General features: G+C 70.5%; 20 protein-coding genes and 3 CRISPR repeat arrays. Of the genes, 7 read left to right on the top strand and 13 right to left on the bottom strand.

What is annotated here, in order from left to right; genetic code table 11:
* Positions 1-53 precede the first annotated feature (53 nt).
* The gene (locus tag FOE67_RS02210) at positions 54-818 is read right to left on the bottom strand and encodes an MBL fold metallo-hydrolase (RefSeq protein ID WP_182660041.1); all 765 of its coding nucleotides are present in this window, start codon (positions 816-818) and stop codon (positions 54-56) included.
* 112 nt (positions 819-930) lie between these two features.
* Positions 931-1,624: a CRISPR direct-repeat array (repeat unit 30 nt; unit sequence GTTGGTACCCCTCACAGGGGTGATGAGGAC).
* Between the two features lie 353 nt (positions 1,625-1,977).
* On the opposite strand from FOE67_RS02210, the gene FOE67_RS02215 reads away from it, so the two are divergent.
* The 5 genes from FOE67_RS02215 to FOE67_RS02235 all read left to right on the top strand — a co-directional run bounded on the left by FOE67_RS02215 (position 1,978) and on the right by FOE67_RS02235 (position 4,284).
* Positions 1,978-3,147 (top strand): helix-turn-helix domain-containing protein, encoded by a 1,170-nt coding sequence (locus FOE67_RS02215; RefSeq protein ID WP_182660042.1) that lies wholly within the window; start codon positions 1,978-1,980, stop codon positions 3,145-3,147.
* Between the two features lie 120 nt (positions 3,148-3,267).
* Entirely contained in the window at positions 3,268-3,516 is a 249-nt protein-coding gene (locus FOE67_RS02220; protein ID WP_182660043.1) for a hypothetical protein, read from the top strand.
* Positions 3,480-3,785, top strand: coding sequence for a DUF7848 domain-containing protein (locus FOE67_RS02225; protein WP_323384060.1), 306 nt, complete (start codon positions 3,480-3,482; stop codon positions 3,783-3,785). The genes FOE67_RS02220 and FOE67_RS02225 overlap by 37 nt, the downstream gene beginning before the upstream one ends.
* Positions 3,782-4,051 carry a hypothetical protein gene (locus FOE67_RS02230; RefSeq protein ID WP_228473470.1) on the top strand — a complete coding sequence of 90 codons (270 nt, stop codon included), beginning with the start codon at positions 3,782-3,784 and terminating at the stop codon, positions 4,049-4,051. Before FOE67_RS02225 ends, FOE67_RS02230 begins: the two co-directional genes overlap by 4 nt.
* Positions 4,048-4,284 (top strand): hypothetical protein, encoded by a 237-nt coding sequence (locus FOE67_RS02235; protein ID WP_182660045.1) that lies wholly within the window; start codon positions 4,048-4,050, stop codon positions 4,282-4,284. The genes FOE67_RS02230 and FOE67_RS02235 overlap by 4 nt, the downstream gene beginning before the upstream one ends.
* Positions 4,285-4,572: 288 nt before the next feature.
* On the opposite strand, the gene FOE67_RS02240 is transcribed toward FOE67_RS02235, so the two are convergent.
* A complete protein-coding gene (locus FOE67_RS02240; RefSeq protein WP_182660046.1) occupies positions 4,573-5,238 on the bottom strand; it encodes a TetR/AcrR family transcriptional regulator in 666 nt (221 codons plus the stop codon).
* Positions 5,239-5,346: 108 nt separating this feature from the next.
* Between FOE67_RS02240 and FOE67_RS02245 the strand changes: the two genes are divergently transcribed.
* On the top strand, positions 5,347-6,294 hold the full coding sequence (locus tag FOE67_RS02245) for an SDR family NAD(P)-dependent oxidoreductase (RefSeq protein ID WP_182660047.1): 948 nt from the start codon (positions 5,347-5,349) through the stop codon (positions 6,292-6,294).
* 112 nt (positions 6,295-6,406) lie between these two features.
* Here FOE67_RS02245 and FOE67_RS02250 read toward each other — a convergent pair whose 3' ends face one another.
* The 3 genes from FOE67_RS02250 to FOE67_RS02260 all read right to left on the bottom strand — a co-directional run bounded on the left by FOE67_RS02250 (position 6,407) and on the right by FOE67_RS02260 (position 8,679).
* Entirely contained in the window at positions 6,407-7,096 is a 690-nt protein-coding gene (locus tag FOE67_RS02250; protein ID WP_182660048.1) for a hypothetical protein, read from the bottom strand.
* A 91-nt stretch (positions 7,097-7,187) separates the two neighbouring features.
* On the bottom strand, positions 7,188-7,727 hold the full coding sequence (locus FOE67_RS02255; RefSeq protein ID WP_182660049.1) for a hypothetical protein: 540 nt from the start codon (positions 7,725-7,727) through the stop codon (positions 7,188-7,190).
* Between the two features lie 217 nt (positions 7,728-7,944).
* The gene (locus FOE67_RS02260; protein ID WP_182660050.1) at positions 7,945-8,679 is read right to left on the bottom strand and encodes a hypothetical protein; all 735 of its coding nucleotides are present in this window, start codon (positions 8,677-8,679) and stop codon (positions 7,945-7,947) included.
* 1,173 nt (positions 8,680-9,852) lie between these two features.
* On the opposite strand from FOE67_RS02260, the gene FOE67_RS02265 reads away from it, so the two are divergent.
* Positions 9,853-11,046 carry a helix-turn-helix domain-containing protein gene (locus FOE67_RS02265; RefSeq protein ID WP_228473471.1) on the top strand — a complete coding sequence of 398 codons (1,194 nt, stop codon included), beginning with the start codon at positions 9,853-9,855 and terminating at the stop codon, positions 11,044-11,046.
* A 167-nt stretch (positions 11,047-11,213) separates the two neighbouring features.
* Positions 11,214-11,504: direct repeats of the CRISPR family, unit length 30 nt; unit sequence GTTGTTACCCCTCTTAGGGGCGATGAGGAC.
* Positions 11,505-11,616: 112 nt separating this feature from the next.
* Here FOE67_RS02265 and cas2 read toward each other — a convergent pair.
* The 8 genes from cas2 to cas6 are packed head-to-tail and all read right to left on the bottom strand — an operon-like array spanning position 11,617 to position 19,781.
* Positions 11,617-11,880 (bottom strand): CRISPR-associated endonuclease Cas2, encoded by a 264-nt coding sequence (gene cas2, locus FOE67_RS02270; RefSeq protein ID WP_182604930.1) that lies wholly within the window; start codon positions 11,878-11,880, stop codon positions 11,617-11,619.
* A gap of 6 nt (positions 11,881-11,886) precedes the next feature.
* Positions 11,887-12,867, bottom strand: coding sequence for a CRISPR-associated endonuclease Cas1 (gene cas1, locus FOE67_RS02275; protein ID WP_182660051.1), 981 nt, complete (start codon positions 12,865-12,867; stop codon positions 11,887-11,889).
* Between the two features lies 1 nt (position 12,868).
* Positions 12,869-13,366, bottom strand: a complete 498-nt coding sequence (locus FOE67_RS02280; protein ID WP_323384063.1) for a CRISPR-associated protein Cas4 — start codon at positions 13,364-13,366, stop codon at positions 12,869-12,871.
* A complete protein-coding gene (gene cas3, locus FOE67_RS02285) occupies positions 13,363-15,801 on the bottom strand; it encodes a CRISPR-associated helicase Cas3' (protein ID WP_182660052.1) in 2,439 nt (812 codons plus the stop codon). Before cas3 ends, FOE67_RS02280 begins: the two co-directional genes overlap by 4 nt.
* Positions 15,798-16,547, bottom strand: a complete 750-nt coding sequence (gene cas5, locus FOE67_RS02290; protein ID WP_182660053.1) for a CRISPR-associated protein Cas5 — start codon at positions 16,545-16,547, stop codon at positions 15,798-15,800. The genes cas3 and cas5 overlap by 4 nt, the downstream gene beginning before the upstream one ends.
* On the bottom strand, positions 16,544-17,569 hold the full coding sequence (gene cas7i, locus FOE67_RS02295; RefSeq protein ID WP_182660054.1) for a type I-B CRISPR-associated protein Cas7/Cst2/DevR: 1,026 nt from the start codon (positions 17,567-17,569) through the stop codon (positions 16,544-16,546). The genes cas5 and cas7i overlap by 4 nt, the downstream gene beginning before the upstream one ends.
* Complete coding sequence (locus FOE67_RS02300) at positions 17,566-19,056, bottom strand: hypothetical protein (RefSeq protein ID WP_182660055.1); 1,491 nt, start codon at positions 19,054-19,056, stop codon at positions 17,566-17,568. Before FOE67_RS02300 ends, cas7i begins: the two co-directional genes overlap by 4 nt.
* The gene (gene cas6, locus FOE67_RS02305) at positions 19,053-19,781 is read right to left on the bottom strand and encodes a CRISPR-associated endoribonuclease Cas6 (RefSeq protein WP_182660056.1); all 729 of its coding nucleotides are present in this window, start codon (positions 19,779-19,781) and stop codon (positions 19,053-19,055) included. The genes FOE67_RS02300 and cas6 overlap by 4 nt, the downstream gene beginning before the upstream one ends.
* A gap of 553 nt (positions 19,782-20,334) precedes the next feature.
* Positions 20,335-20,631: a CRISPR direct-repeat array (repeat unit 30 nt; unit sequence GTTGGTACCCCTCACAGGGGTGATGAGGAC).
* Positions 20,632-20,854: the final 223 nt, after the last annotated feature.

The raw sequence follows: 20,854 nt of genomic DNA on the forward strand, positions 1-20,854 counted from the left end.
GGACCATGGGTGGTGGCCCGGCGGGGGTGGCCCGGCGGCGTTCCGCGAAGGCGTCAGGCCGCCCACCGGGCCGCGTTAGCGAGCGACCGCGCCCGCCGGGCGGCCTCGGCCGGCGAACCGTGGTGAACCGGGCCGTGCCCGGGGAGCAGGACATCGCCGTCGAGGGTCGCCAGGACGTCCAACGAGGCCACCGTCCGGTCCCGTTCGTGGTGGAACATGTCGGGCAGCAACTGCGGACCCCGGTGGCGGGAGGTCGGATGGCCGCTCACCAGCGCGTCACCGGAGACCAGCACCCCGAGGTGCGGCAGGTGGTAGGCGCAGTGGCCGTCGGTGTGGCCGGGGGTGTGCACCGGGACCGGCCGGCCGGGCAGGTCGAGGGGACCGGTCCCGGGAAACGGCGCCGGTTCGGCCACCGGCAGCCGGGCCGTCCCACCGGAACGAAGCGCGTGCACGGCCCAGGGCAGCACGCCCGGCCGCCACCCGTTGCGCAGGACCGTCCCGATCGACACCTGGTGCAGGAAGTCCCGGCGGGCGTGCGGCACCTCGGCCTCGTGCATCAGGACGGGCGTGCCGTATTCGGCCCGCAGGTACTCGGCCGACCCGAGGTGGTCGTTGTGGGCGTGGGTGATCAGCACGGCGGCCACCCGCTCCGGGGAACCACCCACCTCGGCGAGCGAGTTCAGCAGCCGCTGCCGGTCACCGGGGTAGCCGGTGTCGATCAGGGTCATCTCCCCGCCCTCGGTGAGGATGACCCAGTTGGTGTTGCTGCCGTGCACCAGATAGGTGCCCTCCGCGACCTGCCGCACATCCGCCCGCATCCCACTCCCCTGCGTCCCGCCGTGGCCCCCAACACGGCGCACGTTCCCCCTGAACAACGCCGCCGACAACGAACGGTTCGTCCCGACCACCCGACGCACCGCTCGGTGGGTAGGCCATACCCCTCACAGGGGTGATGAGGACCTCATCGGCTGGAACGACCACCTCGGCCGCCGGGTGTTGATACCCCTCACAGGGGTGATGAGGACACCGGATGACCGCGTGCATGGTCGGCATCCGCACGTTGGTACCCCTCACAGGGGTGATGAGGACGAGGAGCAGGAAGCGGCGATCCGCGCCGGCACCTGGATGTTGGTACCCCTCACAGGGGTGATGAGGACCCCGGCGGACATCGTGGACGTGCGCGTGGGGTCAATGTTGGTACCCCTCACAGGGGTGATGAGGACCACACGACATCCAACGCCGCGCCCGCCGCACCTACCTGTTGGTACCCCTCACAGGGGTGATGAGGACCCCGGCGGACATCGTGGACGTGCGCGTGGGGTCAATGTTGGTACCCCTCACAGGGGTGATGAGGACCACACGACATCCAACGCCGCGCCCGCCGCACCTACCTGTTGGTACCCCTCACAGGGGTGATGAGGACCCCGGCGGACATCGTGGACGTGCGCGTGGGGTCAATGTTGGTACCCCTCACAGGGGTGATGAGGACCACACGACATCCAACGCCGCGCCCGCCGCACCTACCTGTTGGTACCCCTCACAGGGGTGATGAGGACACCGTGGAAGTCCTCCACGCCACGGCCCGCCACATCGTGTTGGTACCCCTCACAGGGGTGATGAGGACCCCATTGTGAAGGTCCAGGTCAGGGACAGTCGAGTCACCGTCTCGGCAGCCGATTTTTCAGCGAACCTCCGGTAGTGCACGAAACCCCGGAGAGTCGCTGAAATCCGGGCCGCCAGCGTACGTCGATGACCGGTGGCTCGCACGGCGTTCCGCCTGAGAAAACCACTGCCCACCATGCAGAGCCGGATGAGCCACCTCACCAACCCGGCCGTCGCTGCACCGGACTTCACCCCGCCCAAGCATCTTGTCCCATCACCATGGCAGCGATGCCCGGGCACTCTCCCCTTCCCACCCGAAAAGCAGTACCGTCCTGCCCGAGACGGCTGAAACGGGGAAAACGGAGACATACGCCCATGCCAGGACACACCTTCGGGGACCGCCTGCGGGAAGCCCGCAAGCTGGCCGGCATCACCCAAAGCGATCTCGCCGCCCGGTCCGGCGTATCCCTCTCCATGATTCGGAAGATCGAACAGGGCAGCCGGGAAAGCAGGTTGGAAACCGCACGCCGGTTGGCCTCCGCCCTCGATATCCCCACCACCCGACTCCTCGCCACGGAACCCCCCGAGAGCACTCCTCCGGTTGATCACGACCGGTGGGCGGAACTGGTGGCCGCCGTGAGCGCACCGGGTCCCGGAGACGTCGAGGAGGAACCCACCCCCGCCGGGGTGAGCAGCGCCCTGAACTCGGCCGTGGATCTTTACGTACGCGGCCGGTTCACGGACCTGGCGACTCTTCTCCCCGCCCTGGTACGGGACTCCACGGCCCTCGCCGACACCTCCTTGCAGATGCGCGTCCTGCAACTCGCCGGACGTCTGATGACGCAAGTCCGCCTGTACGAGCCCGCTTCCACCGCGTTCGACCGTGCCGACCGTCTGGTGCCCGACACCCTGCACGGCGCCTCCATGGCGAACAACCGCTGTTGGCTTCTGCTGCGCAGCGGACGTTTGCAGGAGGCTTCCGACCTGGCCGCCCGGTGGGCCGTGGAGCTGGAACCCCGGTTGTCCACCGCCACCAACGGCGAACTCTCGGCCTGGGGAGCGGTGTTGCTTCGCGTGGCCGCGACAGCCGCCCGGGACAGTCGTCCGGACGACGCCCAGCACGCCCTCCGCCTGGCCACCGCGGCGGGAGCGATGATGCGGCCGGGCGGAGCCGGGGAAGCGCGAACGGCCGGGTTCTACCGGGGGTTCTCCTCGGTCACGGTGGCCATGCAGCGGGCGGAACGGGCCATGGTGGAGGACCGTCCGGACGAGGTGTTGCGCCTGGCGGACCGCATCGGCGCCCTGCGACTGGCTCCCACGGTGAACAGCCGGAACCGTCACCTCCTGGACGTGGCGAACGCCCAGGTCCGCACCCGGCAGTACGGGGAGGCGACGGAGACCCTGCTCCGGGTGGAGCGGGACGCGCCACAGTGGCTCGGGCACCAGCGGTACGCCAGGGACATTGTGCAGGCGATGACCGAGCGCCGTCGCAAGCTGACCCCCGAGATGCGCCGGTTGGCACGAACGATCCATCTGCCAATGTGACGGTGTGGCACAAATCGTCACTCTCGGTTGAAGTGACACCGGTCCGGCATTGAAGCCTTCCTCGCCCCCGCCCTAGCGTGATGGGTGACGGAACGTACACGTCACATCACGGGAGTTTCCATGCGCAACGACGCGCCGACCCGCCGGCTCACCCCGCAGCAACGCCGACGACGCGAGGACCTGGCGGACGCCGCCGCCGGTCTGGCCGACACCCCGCCTCCGCTCCCGGTGCCGGGGGCCCGGCCGGTGCGGGCGCTGGTGCGCTGCGCGGCCTGCTCGACCCTCACCCAGGAGGGTCGGCAGGTCGGGGAGAGCGATGAGGACACGCCGGTGTGGCACTGCCCGCTGTGCGCGGACGGGAACCGGTGACCGCCCCGGCCGGGCGGCCCGGCACCGACACCCCGACCGGGGTGTTCCGCTTCCGCGAGTACGCCATCGAACCCGACCGGGAACCGGACGCCGAAGCCTTCACCTTCACCGGCCAGTGCGCGGTGTGCGGGCGCCTCGGGCCCACCGGGGAGGGCGGCGGACACCTCACCGGCTGGATGCTCGCCCACCTGCGGGCCCACCCCGATCACCTGACCTACCGGGAGATCATCACCCGCCCCTACCGTGCCGTCCCCGGACGGTGGCTGTGAACCACCCCGAGCCCACCCCCGAACGGTTCCCGGGCCCGGCCCTGCCCGAGCACCTGGAGACCGTGGCGCTGACCCGCACCACCGCCCGCGTCGAGGACCGGGTGATCATCGGCGGGGTGCCCATGCGGATCGTGGACGTGGTCCGCACCCACACCGGCGTCCGCCTCGACCTCGAAGAGGGCGAACGCCTCTGGCTGACCGCCCGCACCCGCCTCACCGCCTTCCGCGAAGCCGACATCGACCCCTTCGGGAGCCGGGCGCGATGAAGAGGCGAATACGCCCGCCGGCGATGGTGCGCGAGCACTCCCCCGACCGGTGGCGCCGAGGAACCTGTTGGCTGTGGTGCGGCCGGGACGACCTCGCGGTGCAGTGGCTCGGCACCGTGGAACACGGTCCCGTCCGGGTCCCGCTGACCGCCTACCGGGAGTGCACCCACCTCCTCACCGAGCGCGTCCACGCCGTCGCCCCCGCCTCGACCCCGCCGACGGAGAACGCTTGAATCCCACCTCGGCGACACCCGGGGAACTTCCCTCTTGGCCTGCCCTTGCCCCTCACAGGGATGAGGAGGACCGGTGCCGGGCCCCCTCCGGCGCCTCATGACGGTCTCGTTGGCGCCCTATACAACGGCGATGAGAACTTCGGGGCATGTGCCACCGCAGGGATGCCTCGTGGTGTCGCGGTACCGGGCATCAGGCCACACGCGCGGCACGCCGGTTCGGGCACCCCGCCCCCACCGTCCGGGCGCGCGAGAAGTACAGAGGCTTTTGCCTGTTCCGTGCGACACGGGTCAGTCGCGGGGCAGCACGCCCAGGAGGGTCGCGGTCAGGGCCAGCTTCAAGGAGTCCTTGAACTCCAGGTGGAAGCGGGCGAGGTCGGGCTCGGCCCGGTAGGCCGCCTGCAGGCTGGGCGGGGGCGTGCTGTACGCCGACAGCGCGCCGGCCATGACCATGGTGTGCAGGCTGAACGGCGTCGCGTTCTCGCCCAGCTCCGGCAGATACCTCCGGATCAGGGTGCTCATGGTTGTCAGGCGGTCCAGGGAGGCGCGCTTGTAGCGTGCGACCACCTCGACGGAGACGTTGTGCTCCAGGACGCCGCCCTGGGCACCGAAGAGGTCGCACAACACCACTCGGCCGGCGAGTGAGCTGCTGAGAATCCCGGCCACCGCTGTCGCCCGCTCGGCCATGGGCAGCTTCTCGTCGATGCCCGCGGCCAACTCGCCCGCGAGGTCCGTCAGCCACTCCCGCAGGAAGCGGTCCAGCAGTTCCAGCAGCACCGCCTCGCGGGACTCGAAGTAACGCAGCACGTTCGGCTTCGCCAGCCCCACGCGGCGGCTGAGTTCGTTCAAGGTGACCGAGGCCACGGGCATCTCGTCGAGCATCGCCGACGCCGTGTCGAGGATCGCCCGCCGGCGGATCTCCCGCTGCTCCTCGGTTCGCGCCCGCTGGAAACTCACGATCACCAGCCTAACTTGAGTACCGCCGGTACGTTGACAACGTACCTGGGGTACTTTAGTGTCGGGAACACAAGATACCTCCGGTACTTAATCAGGTGGGAGCCCGACATGAGCGAGAAGTGGACGACGGCGAATATTCCGGACCAGCGCGGGCGGGTGGCCGTGGTGACCGGGGCCAACACCGGCCTGGGGTACGAGACCGCCAAGGCACTCGCCGAGCGCGGGGCCTCCGTGGTGCTCGCCGTGCGTGACGTCGAGAAGGGCGAGCAGGCCGCAGCCCGCATGACCGGCGACGTGACCGTACAGGCGCTGGACCTGACCTCACTCGAATCCGTCCGAACCGCGGCGGTGGCCCTGCGGTCCCGGTTCGAGCGGATCGACCTGCTGATCAACAACGCCGGCGTGATGTACACCCCGAAGCAGACCACCCGGGACGGCTTCGAGATGCAGTTCGGCACCAACCACCTCGGCCACTTCGCACTCACCGGGCTGCTGCTGGACCTGATGCTGCCGGTACCCGGCTCGCGCGTGGTCACGGTCACCAGCACCGGCCACCGCATCCGAGCCGCGATCCACTTCGACGACCTGCAATGGGAGCGGTCGTACAGCCGGGTCGCCGCCTACGGTCAGTCCAAACTGGCCAACCTCATGTTCACCTACGAGCTGCAGCGCCGGCTCGCCACGCACGGCACCACCGTCGCGATGGCCGCACACCCCGGCATGTCCAACACCGAGCTCGCCCGCAACACCCCCGCGGCCCTCCGGCTTCCGCTCACCCGGCTCGCGCCGCTGATCACCCAGACAGCGGCGATGGGCGCGCTGCCGACCCTGCGCGCCGCCACCGATCCCGCCGCGCTCGGCGGCCAGTACTACGGCCCTGACGGACGCAACCAGGTCAAGGGCCACCCCCGGTTGGTCACCTCCAGCCCACAGTCCTACGAAATAGCCGTCCAGCAACGGCTGTGGGCCGTCTCCGAAGACCTCACCGGGGTGCGGTTCCCCGTCGCCGAGTCCGAGCAGAGCCCGTCTCCCTCCGGATCGGCCACCACCGTGTGACCCGCGTCGGTGGCAGGCTCCCCACCCCTCGCGGCGCGAGCGGGTGGCGCCAAGACCGCGTGGGGACCCCTCACAGGGGCGATGAGGACCCGCGCTCACCCTTGCCGGGGAGTCACTTCCCCCGGGTGTCGATCACCCGCACGCCCGGCGGGGCGAACCGCGCGACAGCGGCGGCGAGACGGGCCTCGTCCAACCGCCAACCGTTCACGCACACGCTCGCCGCCAGGACCTCCGGGGGCACGTGACCCACCGACCGGGCCCCGACGATCGGGGGATCCAGCCCTCGCCCGGGGCCCGGCAGCGGCGGACTTCCGGGGAGACGGGCGAGACCCACGTACAGCATTCGCGTGTGCCGCAGGCGCTGTTCCCACAGCACCACGGCCTCGATCGTGTTCCACCGGACCCGGGCGGTGGTCGCCGAGTACCGCAACGGGCTGCCGCCCAGCAGCACACCCCGCTCATCCACCCGCAACGCGACTTTCCGGCTGAACGCGACGAAGACCATCACGAGCCCGCCGACCCCGAAAAGCGCGTAGACGAGTACGCGCATCACGACCGGCATTCCCGGCAGGGAGGCCAGTCCGACGAACACGGCGCACAGGGCCACAGTCCCCAGCGTCCTGCGGTCCCACCCGAACCGCTCCTCGTACGCCTCCACTCGGCCCCACCCCTCGAACGTTCCCGACGACCTCGCCCGGCGCTTCGGGACCCCCGTCGCCGGGGCGATCGACCGGCCGAAGGCGACGAAGCCGCGCCCGGCCCATTCCAACGCCGTGGGCAACGCCTGTACAGGCCCGAACAACGACCGGGCCGATCGGACGGACCCCATCCCCGGGGACCGACGGCACCCCACGGGCACCGGAGCCCCGTCGTGCCCGTCACTACCGGGTGGGTCACTTCCCCCGGGTGTCGATCACCCGCACGCCCGGCGGGGCGAACCGGGCCACGGCGTCGGCGAGACGGGCCTCGTCCAGCCGCCAACCGTTCACGTGCGCACTGACCTCCATGGGAGGCAGCGGAAGGTGAGCCCAGGGCCCCTGCTTCTCGATGGAGGGCTCACCTCCCCACCCCGACAACGCCGTTGTCACCGAGTGGCGGGCCAGGCCCAGGTGCAACAGTCGCGAGTGCCGCAGGCGCTGCTCCCACAACACCACGGCCGCGATGTGCTCCCACCGCACCCGGCTGGTCCTCTCCGCGTGCCACAACGGGCTGCTGCTCAGGAGTACGCCCTGCTCATCGACGCGCAGCGCGACCTTTCCCCTGGACAAGCCGATGGCCATGACGATCCCGCCGACCCCGAAGAGCGCCACGGCCAACAGCCGTATGTACAGCGGAGTATCCGGCAGGAACGAACCCGCCGTCAGCACCACGCACCCGGCCATCAGCCCCAGCGTTGTGCGGTTCCAACCGAACCGCTCCTCGTAGGCATCCACGTGGCCCCACCCCTCGAACGTTCCCGGCGGCCTCGCCCCACCGTCCCGGGACGCACCGCCGGGGACAACGGTTGACCGGCCGGAAGCGACGGAGCCGCGCCCGGACCTTTCCAACCTCGGCGGGGCCGCCCGGCCGGGGTTCATGGCGCGATGTGAGTACCGTGGTCGATCCCGGCGGCGAAGTCGGCAGGCTCCACGTCCTTCGATGCGACGCGGATCAGACGGGCGGGTCCTCGGACACGGGCGGTGCGTCGTCGCACACCATCTCCGGCCACGATGCCGGGGGCGGGCCGAAGGCACGACGGGCGGCCCTCACGGTGAAAGTGGCGATAGCGGCGTTGGCGCCGCCACCGATCACAGCACCGATACCGAACGGCGCGACGCGACCGAGAACGATGATCCCCTGCTTGGTCCCGTACTTGGTGACGAAATTCTTGCCCAGGATCTTGTTGATCTGGCGCAGCGTTTCGATGGGCACCTTGGCGACCACCTGCCGTCCCCAGTGCTGCCCCGTCCGCTCGGCAACTTTGGCTATATGGGTGGAACCGGTCCCGCCGAGCATGATTCCCATCACGATGGTTCGGCGGCGCTCCAACTCGTCGAGGGGGATGCCGTGGACCTCGGCGATCGAGAGCGCGAAGAGAGTGCTCAGTTCAAGGGATGAGAATGCCTCGCCCGCCGACAGCGCCAGTGCGACTCCCGTGCCGACTCCGGGAGCAGCAGCCGTCCCTCCCACGGCGGCCCCCGTTCCGGTCAGGGCGCTGACGTACATCCGCTCCAGGTTGCGGATCACCTCTGCCGGTGTCGCCTCCGGGTTCCGTTGGCGGGCCCTGGTGATGTTCTTGCGCACCAGCGGGCTCTGGACGTTGATCGCCTTGTCCAGGAGGGCGAGGGCTCGTTGGCCGCCCGCGTCCGATTCCGGAACCGGTCTCTCGAAGGCATCCGCTGTCATGCCTTGAACTCCTCGGGTCATCACGTCTCAGCCGGGTTTCCCGCTCGACCGGTCGAGCGGGCCTTGCGCCGAACGGAGCGGACCGCGCCCCGCAGGGAGGGGAATTGAAGCGGTCGGCCCGCCGGCCACGACGGTCGGCCTCCGCAAGGAGCGGAACACCGTCGGGAAATGATCAACAAGTCGAAAAGGCGGCACGGCATCGCCACGTGCTACGACAAGTCCCCTCCCCGCCCCTTGCCGGCGTTCCCCTTCAAACCTCGAAGGTCTGATTCGAGGCCCCCTTCGAGTCGCCCCCTCACCCACGACTCGACAAACGTCCCGGCTCTGCCGACAAGCAGGACGCACCCCACCGAGCTGTTGTCTCTCGCAGAAGTGATGAGGACCCTAGCGGATGACCCGGGTCCATGAGGGGTGAAGAAGGTTTTCTCCTCCCCTGGCGAGGAGGGCGTGGCCCCAACGCGCCACGAGCACTCGGTACCAACCCGGTTGACATCTCTCAACAGGGGTGATGAGGACCCCGAGTGGACTCGCAAGCCACGGTGGTCCGGCAACAGTTGGTACCCCTCACAGGGGTGATGAGGACACTCCCACGACTACGCCGGCCCGCTGATCTGTGGGTGGTTGGTACCCCTCACAGGGGTGATGAGGACCCCCGCCTCCCTCGCCGATGACCTCGCCTCCCGCACGTTGGTACCCCTCACAGGGGTGATGAGGACCGAGGCCACGGACGCCGACACCCTCACCGCCGTCCGGTTGGTACCCCTCACAGGGGTGATGAGGACACCCGCGCCGCAGGGTGGGCCCGCGCCGCCGAACGCGGGTTGGTACCCCTCACAGGGGTGATGAGGACCCCATTGTGAAGGTCCAGGTCAGGCACAGTCGAGTCCCCGTCTCGGCAGCCGATTTTTCAGCAGACCTCCGGTAGTGCACGAAACCCCGGAGAGTCGCTGAAATCCGGGGCTCCCACACTACGCCGACCACCCTCCGCCCGAAGCCCTTCAGCCTCACCCGCCTCTCTCCCGGCACAGGGGTACCAAGGCGCGAGACAAAGTGTTCGATGGGAGAAGCACCCCATTTTCGCCCATGCGGTGTCCGGTCGTTGGCTCCCCCGACAATCGGGCATACCGTCCGGGGAGCGACCTCATGCCCGCTGGAACGGGAGTCGTGGAAGCCATGGTTGAGCAAACCTTCGGAGACCGTCTTCGCGAAGCGCGGAAGCGCGCCGGTCTCACCCAACGGGAACTCGCCGGTGCCGCCGGTCTCTCCTTCTCCCTGATCTCCAAGTTGGAACAGGGCGCCCGGCAGGACACACGGCTGGAAACCGCTCGCCGACTTGCCGCCGCCCTCGGCGTTCCCACCACCGCCTTGTTGGTCGCGGAGCACCAACCCCCACAGGACTCGGACCCCGAGGCCCCGTGGGCCCCGGTCCGTGCCACTCTTCTCCAGCCGGACGCCCAAAACTCTGTTGAGGGGGAACCTCCCACCATCGCCGGGGTCACGGGTGCGCTGAACGCCATGGGCACGCGGCTGGTCAAGGAGGACTTGGCCGCCGCTGCCCAGATGCTTCCCCGGCTGTTGAGGGACGCCGCCGCGCTCGGCGGGCCGGTACGGGCCCGGGTCCTGCTGTTGGCGGGGCGGTTGATGATTCAGACTCGTCAATACGATGCCGCCGCCCTCGCCCTGGACCGGGCGGAGGAGGCCGGGTTGGTGCAGGGGGCCGCCACCGCCGCCGACATGGTGGAGAGCCGGTGCTGGCTGTTGTTGAGGCAGGGACGCCTCGCCGAAGCCCGGGATCTGGCCGCCCGTTGGGCCGACGAGCTGGAGCCGAGGCTGTCCCGGGCCACGCCGGAGGACCTGGCGGCGTGGGGTGTCGTCCTGGGTCGAGTGGCCGCAGCGGCGTCGCGGGACGCCCGGGAGGACGAGGCGGAACAGGCGTTGCGACTGGCCGAGGCGGCTGCGGCGCTGTGGGCGGGTGAGAAACCATGCGGAGACGCCTCCCAGACCTACGGACGTACCCGGACGTGGGGACCGCTGACCGTGGCGATGCAGCGCACCGAGTTCGCGGTGATCTGCGACCGCCCCGATGCCGCGTTGAAGGTGGCCGAACGCATCACCGGTCGGAAGCTGGCGCCCGTTGTCGGGCACCGCAACCGTCACCTTCTCGACGTGGCCGACGCCCAGGTGCGCACCCGGCAGTACGGCGAAGCCGTGGAAACCCTCGTGGACGTACGCCGGGCGGCGCCCCCAATGGCTCCCCCACCAGCGGTACGCGCAGGACATCATGGGCCGCATGGTGCGGCGCCGGACACTGACCCCGCAGATGCGAGAGCTGGCCGAGGCGGTGCGCCTGCCCCTGTAGAGAGGTGAGAGGGCCACTGGCTGGCTCTCTCACCTTCTCCGCGTGGGCTCCCCTAGTGGAGGCGATGAGGACGACCGGCGGCTGGCGGTGACGGCCTGATGATCCCCGTGTTGTTACCCCCGTAGGGGCGATGAGGATGCGCCGGACAGGTCCGACCCATGCTCGGCGCCCTGGGGTTGTTACCCCTCGTAGGGGCGATGAGGACGTGTGCCCCCTGTGGGAGGCGCCGTTGAACGCGAAGGTTGTTACCCCTCTTAGGGGCGATGAGGACCTGGGACGCCCTGACCGACTACTACATCGACACCGGGTTGTTACCCCTCTTAGGGGCGATGAGGACGCGCTCGCGTTGGTGGTGCGGTCGGGCCGGTCGTTGTTGTTACCCCTCTTAGGGGCGATGAGGACTGGCGGACCGCGCGGCGGTCATGCAGTGGCTCACGTTGTTACCCCTCTTAGGGGCGATGAGGACCCCATTGTGAAGGTCCAGGTCAGGCGCGGTCCAGGCGTCGGGATCGGGGGCGGTTTTTCAGCGAACCTCCGGTAGTGCACGAAACCCCAGAGAGTCGCTGAAATCCGGGCTCTCAGAGTACGTCCGTCGGCATCGCCTGGACCGCTCCCCACTCCATCCGCACCGGGGTGGTTCCCGGCGGGAAGGTGTAGACGAGGACGTTGTCGTACGACAGGTCCAGGACCGATTCGACCTCCGCGCGGAAGCGGCGGAGTTGAGCGTCGCTGAGTTGTCCCTCGAAGACGCTGCGCTGCACGTGGTGCAGGTACTTGCGGCAGGTGCGGAGGATGCGGGCGTTGCGTTTGGCGTCGGTGTCGTAGACGACGACCACGTGCATCGGTGCTCACCACCAGATCCGGAACGGCTTGTACGGGGTGCCCTCCAGGCAGTGCCGGGAGAGGGAGAGGGCGTCGAGGTAGAGCAGTTCGTCGTAGGCGACCGGCCGGTTGAGCGTGCGGTGGGCGACCGTGGTGGCGAACTCGTCGCGGACGGTCTGCACGACCAGCTTGCGCCCGGTCTCGCCGAGCATCGCCTGGTTGACCCCGCTGTCGAAGTGCGTCGGCTTGAGTTGTTTCCGGCTGGCCATGCGCAGCAACAGGCGTTCCGCGAAGAGCGGCTTGAACATCTCGGAGAGGTCGAGGGCCAGCGAGTGTCGTTGGCGTTCCATCGTGCTGTGCAGGAAGGCGAGGCCGCTGTGCATGGCGGTGAGGCGGACGGCGGTCAGGGTCCTGGCGTAGACGATGCCGTTGACGTAGCTGATGAAGGCGTTGCCGGCGTTGGCCGGGGGTTTTCGGGATCGGCCGTGGAGTTGGAGCCAGTCGGGCAGCTTGGTGTCCAGCACTTCCCATGCCGAGCGCCGGAAGGTGCCCTCGACGCCCATCACCGCCGTGGGCGTGGCGGCCTCCGGGAGGGAGGCCCGCAGTGTCTCGTACGGGCGGGCGAGCAGCGAGCGGTCCACCACCCGCCGCACGTTGAAGGCGGTCGCCTCGGCGATGGATCGGGCGATGGCCAGGGCCGCCGCCGGGTCGGCGGACAGCCGGGCCTGCGCGGCGACGGTCTCCCCCGAGGTGTTGACCTCCGAGGTGAGCAGGGAACCGGCGTAGTCGCCGTAGAAGCTGAGGAAGTGGACGTTGATCCGGTTCCGGTTGAGCAGGGAGATGACCGAGGTGTTGATGTCGGTCTCGGCGCAGGCGACGATGTCGCGCACGTCCGTCACCGGGACGTGTGCCCGGCGCCCGGCTTCGAGTTCGATGACCAGCGACTGGTCCTTGCGCCGGATGCGGCAGGGGCCGGTCAGCCAGTAGGTGCGGGTGGCGGCGGGCATCTCATTCCGTCCAGCAGTAATCGGTGAACGAGCAGCCACGGCAGCGGCTGCGGGCGAGTCGGTCCGGCGAGGTGGGGCGTGCGGCCACGGCCAGTACCTCGGCGATGTCCCGTTCGGCCTGTTCGGCTTCCTCGGCGGTGTAGGGGTGGCGGGCCGTGCGGCGGGTGGAGGGGTAGTGCAGGATCGCGCCCTGCGCCTCGACGCCGACGCGGCGCAGCCGGTGGCAGTAGTGGCGGCCCTGGGCGCGGTCGGCCTCGGTCGGTTTGCCGGAGGACTTCACCTCGTGGACCCACTGTCGGCCGTCCACGAAGTCCAGGCGCGCGGCGCCGAGATCCACCGGTGTGCCCCGGGCGTAGGAGGTCTCGTGCACGGCCTCGCCGACCTGCACGGCGGAGTTGAGGTGTTCGGGGCGGATGCCGCGCAGGTGGAGCCAGAGTTGGCGGGGGCAGTGGTACAGGTACTTGATGTGGACGCCGCCCACGTCCTCGGCGTCGATCACAGCACCTCTCCCGGTTGGTAGGAGGACTGGGCGCCCCGGGTGTGCACGGCGGTCAGGCCGAGGCGTTCGTCGTACTCGCCCTGGACGACGTGGACCCCCAGTCGCCGGTCCCACCCGGCGGTGGGGCCGGCCCAGTGGGGAAGGGGGATCAGCAGATCGTCCGCGAGCAGGCGGCCGGCCCGGCGGTGGGCGGAGCCCAGCGCCTCCTCGTATGCCTCCCGGTCGGTGTCGAGGATGGCCTCGGTTCCGTCGAAGAGTTCGTCGAACCTTCCGGCCAGGCCCGATCGATCGTCGAAGGGCCGGTTGAAGCGGAGGAAGGAGGAGGCGAAGCTCTCCCGCTGCTCCTCGACCTGCTTCCGCCAGTGCTCTCCCCACTCGCTCGCGTAGACGCGGTTGAGCCAGCGGGTGGCCTCCGCCTCGTCGGCCGGCTTCCCGTCGTGGTCCCGGAGGATGTCCAGGCCGAGGGTCACCGGTTCCCGTTCGTAGACGCCGTCGGCGAAGACCTCCTCTCCCCTCGCGGCGTCCTGCTTGCCGCGGCGTTTCGTCCAGGCGGGTTCGTGCACGATGACGTCGGCCGGAGGGCGCGCCGCGACGCGGTTGACCCGGCCGAACCGTTGCAGCAGGGCCTCCAGCGGCGCGGCCGAGGTGAACAGGACGTCGAAGTCCACGTCGAGGGAGACCTCCACGACCTGGGTGGCGACCAGCAGTCCGCCCCGTCGGGGGGCGAGGCCGGTGCCGAAGCGCTCGCGCACCCGTTTCTCGATGGCGCCGCGATCCCCGCGCCGGAAGCGGGAATGGAGGAGGGTCGCGGCGTCGGGGTCGCCGTCGTTCGCCTCGATCGCGAGGGGTGCCAGCGTTTCGAAGAGGTCGATGGCGTGCGCGACGTTGTTGGCGACCACCAGGACCGCCTCCCCGGCCCGCAGGCGTTCGCCGATCTCCTCGACCGCCGGGGCGTCGGTGAGGTGGTGCGCCCGGGTGCGGACGCGGTGGCGGTGGGGCAGGCCGATGTCCGGGCAGTCGATGAGGTGCGGGGCTTCCCCCAGTGACTCGCCGACGGCGTCGGCGAGGGCGTCCGGCAGGGTGGCCGACAGGACGGCGACGCGTCCGCCGAGCTTCTTCCACAGGCCGGCCATGGCGAGGACGTAGCCGAGCCGTTGGGCGTCGTAGGCGTGCAGTTCGTCCAGGACGAAGACGGAGTTGCAGCTGTCGAGCAGCACGCCGGCGTTCTCCGGGCCGGCGAGGGCGGAGCGCAGCAGTTGGTACGGGGTGCCGACCCGGACCGTCTCCCGGAACAGTCGGGTCGCCTCCGCCCGGGCCACGGCGCGCGCGGCGGCGCCGGCCCGCGCGGTGTCTCCGTCCTCGGGGGTGATCGCGGTCGCGAGGTGGTGGGAGGCCGCCCGGGAGTGCGCCACGCCCACCACCTCGCGGTCCCCGAGGAGGTCGCCGAGTCGTTCCGTCATGGCGTTGATGGAGGCCAGGTACGGCAGGGTGTAGTAGAGGCGCGGGACGCCGCCGGTGTCCTCGGCGATGTCCCGGACCTGCCGGGCGGCCCACAGCAGGGCCGCCTCGGTCTTGCCGCTGCCGGTGGGGGCGCGCAGCAGGAGGTGGCCGGAGTGGTCGGCGGCGCGGAGCTGGTGTTCGCGCGGGGTGCGGCCCCGGGCGGCGAACCCGCGCTCCAGCCGTTCGCGGAAACCCTCACCGATCGGCTGGTGGGAGTGCAGGTCGCCGTGGGCGGAGGACAGGCGGTCGGCCGCCGTCACCGCGCCCTGGAGCAGCACGGCGGCCAGGCCCTCGCCGGGGGCGGCACCACCCATGACCCAGCGGTGGAGGACCTTCTCCAGCAGTTCCCGGCTCAGTGCGTGCAGGTCGTCCTCGGCGAAGGGCGCGACGTCGCCCGTCCCCACCGGGAGGGAGGACTTTGCCGCCGTGGCCCGCAGCCACTCCAGGAGGGCGGTCGGGGCGCCGGGGGTGATCCGGTCGAACCGCTCGCGCAGGTCCGAGACCTCGTCGTTCCCGTAGAGCCGCTGGATGCCCCGCGCCTCGTCGTCGCGCAGCGGACGGTGGTGGGTGAGCACGCCGAGGGCGACCCATTCGAGCAGTGCCGGGTCCGCGATCAGCGGGGGCAGGAACCCGAGGGACAGCACCTCGTGCCGTTCGCCCCAGGTCTTCGCGCGCCCGCACACCATGTCCTGGAAGCCGCCGGGGATCTTCCCCGCGTCGTGGCAGAGCGCGGCCAGCGCCGCGGCCTCCTCGAAGGTGCCGTTCAGCGGCCCCTCCACCGCCGTGATCCGGCCGGTGCGGGCGCACAGCGCCTCGGCGGCGCGGAGGGTGGCCCACAGGTGCTCGACCAGGGTTTCCGGTGGTCGGCCGCCCCGGGCGCTCTTCGCCAGCAGGCGGTCCAGCGGCGGGGCGACCGGGCCGGTGGGAAGGTTCACCCGGCCGCCTCCCGGCCGGGGCGCCGCACGGTCGCCGGGTGGGGGGAGGGAAGCGGGACAACGGCCCGGCCGTCGGCGGTGGACCAGCTGCCCGGCACCGGATGGCGCGACCGGCCGGTGTGGTCGAACCGGAAGGTGCCCCAACGGGTGGCGTCGCGCTCCGGGGTCACCGCGCAGGGCATGCGCAGTTGTCGGCCGGCCGCCGGGTCCAGGTCGGGGGTGTGCACGGCCAGGGCCGCGCCCAGGTGCCCCGGCGCCTCGTACAGCGGCACGGTGTCCTCGGCGATCGACAGGCCGATGAGGTCCTGGCTGCGCCCCAGCCGCAGCGGCCACCGGGGGCGCCGCAGGCGCCGCCGCCACAGCTCCGGGTCGTCCCACAGCCACAGGCACAGGGTCACGTCCGCCAGGAACTCCCGGTTGCGGGGGGCGGGCTGCGCGGACCCGCGCCCGGGCTCCAGCGGGTGGTACGTCTCCAGGTCCACGCCCGTGCCGCCGGCCCGGAAGGTGAACGCGAAGCCCAGCTCCTCGTCCACCCGGTCCCAGCCGCCCGCCGCGGCGGCCAACATGCCGCCGACGGTCGCGGGCGAGGGGCACGGCAGGGTGACCTGCACGCCCGAGTAGAGCGGGTCGCGGAAGGAGACGACGGGCGCCGTGACGGTGACCTCCAGGGCCCGGGCCGCGACGGTCGGGCGGGTGTCGCCGGCCGCCGTGGACGCCACGGCGGCCGTGTCCGCGAGCGGGCTCATGCGGGCCGGTCCTCGAACCAGCCGTCCAGCTCGCCCTCCTCGAAACGGTGGGCCAGGTCGCCGAGGACCGTCCGGGGGTGGTCCACGACCAGCTTCCCCGCCTCCATCAGGTCCTTCAACTCCCGCTTCACCCGGTCCCGCTGGTCGCCCAGGAAGCCGGGGGCCCAGCCGATGGAGACGGGCCCGTCGATCTCGTCCGCCCAGGCCGCCATCTCCTCACGCAGGACATCGGTGTCGAAGAAGGGGGCGGACTCGCGGGGGACCACGATGCGGGTGAACGGGTTGACTCCGCCCTTCATCGGCGCGAGCAGCACCAGGGCGGGGGTGCGGTCGCCGTAGTGCAGGGACCGCTTGGCTCCGCCGCGCAGCGAGGCCAGCGCCCGCAGCAGCACCGCGACCCGGCGGCGGCGCTCCTCCAGCGGCAGCCGCACCGAGGCGTTGCCCCGGAAGGTCGTGGTCTGCGCCCCGGCCTTCACCGCCTCCTCGGCGGCGGCCTTCAACATGGCGACACGCAGGCCGCTGCCGTCCGTCTCGAAGACCCCGACCCGGGGCAGGTCCAGCAGCAGGTCCCCGGCCAGCACGGCACTGTACAGCTGGTGCTGGTGGATCACGGGGGGCTCACCGGTGGCGAACCCCCGGCTCATGGTGCCGAAGTCCTTGGTGATGGATTGCGGGACGACGGAGACCAGGGTTCCGGTGGCCAGCACGGTGTCCCGCTGGTAGCTCTCGTTCTTGATGGCGACCATGTAGCCGAAGAGGTCGTCGTCCAGGAAGCGGTCCGGGCGGCCCCGGGTGTGCGCGTGTTGGTTCTTGCCGCTGCCGCTGCGCGTCACCTCCGAACGCGGCTCGCCGGCCGGGAGCGAGTCCCGCAGCCAGCGGCGGAACGCCTGCGCGGAGACGTACGGGTGGGTGTCCCGGCCCACCCGCAGGCTCTTGACCTTGCCGATGTTGTCCTCGCCCTCAGCGTTGTTCGGCGCGCCGGCGTTGATGTCCTCGACGATCTTTCCCACCAGGAACGTCATCGCTTCCCCTCCTCATCCGACAGCAGCTCGTTGTCCTCGTCGTTCGTGTCCCGGTGGAGTTCCTTCATGGCCTCCTCCGCCCGGTCCCCCTTGAGGTGCCAACCGAGCCGGTCCAACTCCTCCAGCACGCCGACGAGGAGCAGGTCCCGGTGCAGCCAGGCCCGGGAGTTCGGCGACGGGTCGAGCAGCAGGAGGTAGGCCCGCTCGCTCACCAGAGGGCCTTCGAGTTCCTTCTTGACGCCGTTCTCGGAACCCTCGGGGTCGAGACAGGCCCACGTGATGCCCTCGCTGGTCAGCCAACGCCGCAGACCGGCGGGCTCCCGCAGGTGCATGCGCAGTTGTTTCAGCCCCGACCAGCTCTCCTCCTTGCTCAGCCGGTACGCGAGTTTGCGGGCGACCGCCCGGATCTCGGCGAGGTCCTTCTCCTGCACCTGCATCACCTTCTCAGCGAACGTTCTCAACAGCGCCGACAGCGACCGGCGGTCCTCGCGCAACTCCGGCACGGCGGCGGCCCGCAGCAGCCAGCGGGCGGAGGTGCCGAGGATGCGTTCGGGGGCACGGAAGGCGTTGCGGCCGAGCGCGACGTACCCGGAGGTACGGGCGGTGGCGTGGGCACGCACCAGGACGCGGAAGCCGGGGCCCGCCGCGTGCCGACCGCTCAGCCACTCCGCCAGCGGCTGGTCCAGGTGGTGGCGCTCCAGCACCTGGCCACGGTTGTTGTTGTTGAAGACCAGCAGGTCCACCCCGGCCCGCAGCGGCTCGGCGTAACCGCGCAGGGCCTTCAACGCCACGACCTCACGCGCGTGCTCCCTCGCCGGGGCTGCCCCGGTCGCCGCGACGCCCGCGTTGAGGTCGGCGCGCCGACCGACGGTGTACGCGGTGAACCTCTCGTCCCAGCTGTGCAGGGCGGTGGAGGTCCCGCCGGTCAACTGGCTGCCGTAGGGCAGAGCGCGGAAGCTGCACAGACACGGGTGACACAACGCGGTGCCCTCGTGCCCGCGCGGCGTGGTGTTGCGGTACGCCTGGCTCTCCGCCAACGGCATGTCCTGCTTGCCGTACCAACCGACGGCCCGGCGCCCGCAGAGCGCGCAGTCGGCGTCCGGCCAGGTCGCCGGGTCCGGCAGGGAGAGCCACCGACGGGTGGCCTCCTGCACGTCCCGGGCAGTCTTCGGCTCGCCCTTCTCGTTCTTTCCCTTGTAGCGCCCGGGGTGGTTCATCGGGGCGTTGGGGAAGAACGAGAGGCTGGCCTTCTGCCAGAACCCGTCCGGAGCCTTGCTCTCCCGGACGGAAGCGCGGACGGCGTCACCCGTCATCCGCTCCACGGCGGCGCGGAAACGGTCGGCGGTGAGGTCGGCGGGGGTGGACTCCACCAGTGCCGCCAGCGCGTACGCGCCGATCCGCTGGAGGGGGTGCGGGGTCAGCGTGAGACGGTACTGCTCCGCCACGTCCGGGGTGGTCTCCGTGACGGGCGATTCGGTGGGGCTCATGCGGCGATCCATCCGAACCCGGCGGAGTTCCCCTGGCCCAGACCCCAACTCCACAGGGCCGCCAGCAACTCCGGCTCACCGGAGAGCGTGACCTCCACCGTGCACCCCGGCTTCATGCCCTTGCCCACGGAGAACGACCGCTTGGGACCGACTCGGTCGACCGCCTCCAACTGGACATCCGGCTTGAGACCCAACGTCTCCGCCTTGCGCTCCAGGTTCCGCTGCACGTACTCCGGCCAGCCCGGGTCACCCGGCAGCAGCCAGTCCTGACGGGTGACGCGCTCACCGCTGTCGTCCCGGCCCGAGCCCTTCATCAGCAGGGGGGTGGCGGTGCGGAAGACGGCCCGGCCGGAGTCGAACGACGGCGGCTCCACCGCCTTCAGGCCGGTGACGCGCAGCGCGACCCCGCCCCAGTCCAGCAGCTCGCGACCCGCCAACCCCCGCGCCAAGGGCTCCAGCACCTCCGGCAGCGGACTGCCGATCTCGATCGTGCCGGGGCCACCGGCCGTGTAACGGCCACGCTTGCGGGGCGCGCGGGGGAACACGGGGGCCGAGTACCCGAACGGGACCATCCTGTGAGGGCCCCAACCGCCATCGTGCAGGCGGGCGCCGAGGTCGGCGGCCTGTCGACCGAGCACGTCGTAGACGAGCGAGCGGCCCGGCGCCAACACCTCCGACCAGGGAATCTCCCCCGCCGTCGTGGTCACGGACAGCGTCAATCGCACCGCAGATCACCCCCCAAAGATGTGAGGGCCCTGACCCGGCACCCTCGCGGCCCGCACATCAAAGCATCTGATGTCATGTGATGTGGGCGGAAGTTGGGAAATCGGTTCCCTGCCCCATGCACCGATGATCGCCCGACCACCGCGCACCTCCCTCCAGGCGGGCTCCGCTCCTTCCCGGAACCCGCGCACGCCGAAGACTGCCAGGAGGGTCTGACAATGCGCGCACGGGAGATCGCCCTCGGTCAGAAAGACACAGGAGAATTTCCCGGACGTACCGCCGCTCAGCGCCCGAACTCGGCGCATCAGCCCAGGCGATCGCGGCCCGACATCCTGCCGGGAAGTACCTCGGCGCCCGGTGTGAGGGTTTCGCGACGTGTTCCAGAGCGAGAACAGATCAACAAGGACGGACCGGTAGCGGGCTCTCCCTCTGCGGTGGGCCCGCAAGAACCACCAACCATCGAAGCCAGCCCGAGGGGTCCGCCGGATGCTTAACCCCTCCCAGGGGTGACGAGGACCCCGGTAGGTAGGTGCACCGCCACACCCATCAGGTCGCGTTGGCACCTCTCACAGGGGCGATGAGGACGCCACCCGAGAGATCGAAATGGTGCTCAGCAACACGTTGGTACCCCTCACAGGGGCGATGAGGACGGGCCTCGCCGGGGAGGATGGAGCCCCGCTCGGCGCGGTGTTGGTACCCCTCACAGGGGCGATGAGGACACGACACGCCGCCCGACTCGTCCTCACCCACGGCCCGTTGGTACCCCTCACAGGGGTGATGAGGACGCACCTTTACGCGCGAGGAGATCGAACAAGCCATCGAGTTGGTACCCCTCACAGGGGTGATGAGGACCCCATTGTGAAGGTCCAGGTCGGGCAGCGTCGAGACGCCCAAACAAGCGGCGGTTTTTCAGCGGACCTCCGGTTGTGCACGAAACCCCGGAGTGTTGCTGAAATCCGGGGCGCCATCGTACGCCGGATGGTGAGGGGTTAGTTCGCCGTCGGAAGCCGACGACGTCCCCACGCACGGCGGTGCCCGCCACCTGTGGGGGAGGTGGCGGGCACCGGGGTGTGGG

This window comes from Streptomyces calidiresistens (assembly GCF_014141525.1).
GTDB classification, from domain to species: domain Bacteria; phylum Actinomycetota; class Actinomycetes; order Streptomycetales; family Streptomycetaceae; genus Streptomyces; species Streptomyces calidiresistens.

Bases quoted from the DNA above. Each gene is read 5' to 3' on its own strand.
- FOE67_RS02210 (WP_182660041.1), bottom strand. From the start codon at position 818: ATGCGGGCGGATGTGCGGCAGGTCGCGGAGGGCACCTATCTGGTGCAC.
- FOE67_RS02215 (WP_182660042.1), top strand. From the start codon at position 1,978: ATGCCAGGACACACCTTCGGGGACCGCCTGCGGGAAGCCCGCAAGCTG.
- FOE67_RS02220 (WP_182660043.1), top strand. From the start codon at position 3,268: ATGCGCAACGACGCGCCGACCCGCCGGCTCACCCCGCAGCAACGCCGA.
- FOE67_RS02235 (WP_182660045.1), top strand. From the start codon at position 4,048: ATGAAGAGGCGAATACGCCCGCCGGCGATGGTGCGCGAGCACTCCCCC.
- FOE67_RS02245 (WP_182660047.1), top strand. From the start codon at position 5,347: ATGAGCGAGAAGTGGACGACGGCGAATATTCCGGACCAGCGCGGGCGG.
- FOE67_RS02260 (WP_182660050.1), bottom strand. From the start codon at position 8,679: ATGACAGCGGATGCCTTCGAGAGACCGGTTCCGGAATCGGACGCGGGC.
- FOE67_RS02265 (WP_228473471.1), top strand. From the start codon at position 9,853: ATGGTTGAGCAAACCTTCGGAGACCGTCTTCGCGAAGCGCGGAAGCGC.
- cas2 (WP_182604930.1), bottom strand. From the start codon at position 11,880: ATGCACGTGGTCGTCGTCTACGACACCGACGCCAAACGCAACGCCCGC.
- cas1 (WP_182660051.1), bottom strand. From the start codon at position 12,867: ATGCCCGCCGCCACCCGCACCTACTGGCTGACCGGCCCCTGCCGCATC.
- cas5 (WP_182660053.1), bottom strand. From the start codon at position 16,547: ATGAGCCCGCTCGCGGACACGGCCGCCGTGGCGTCCACGGCGGCCGGC.
- cas7i (WP_182660054.1), bottom strand. From the start codon at position 17,569: ATGACGTTCCTGGTGGGAAAGATCGTCGAGGACATCAACGCCGGCGCG.
- FOE67_RS02300 (WP_182660055.1), bottom strand. From the start codon at position 19,056: ATGAGCCCCACCGAATCGCCCGTCACGGAGACCACCCCGGACGTGGCG.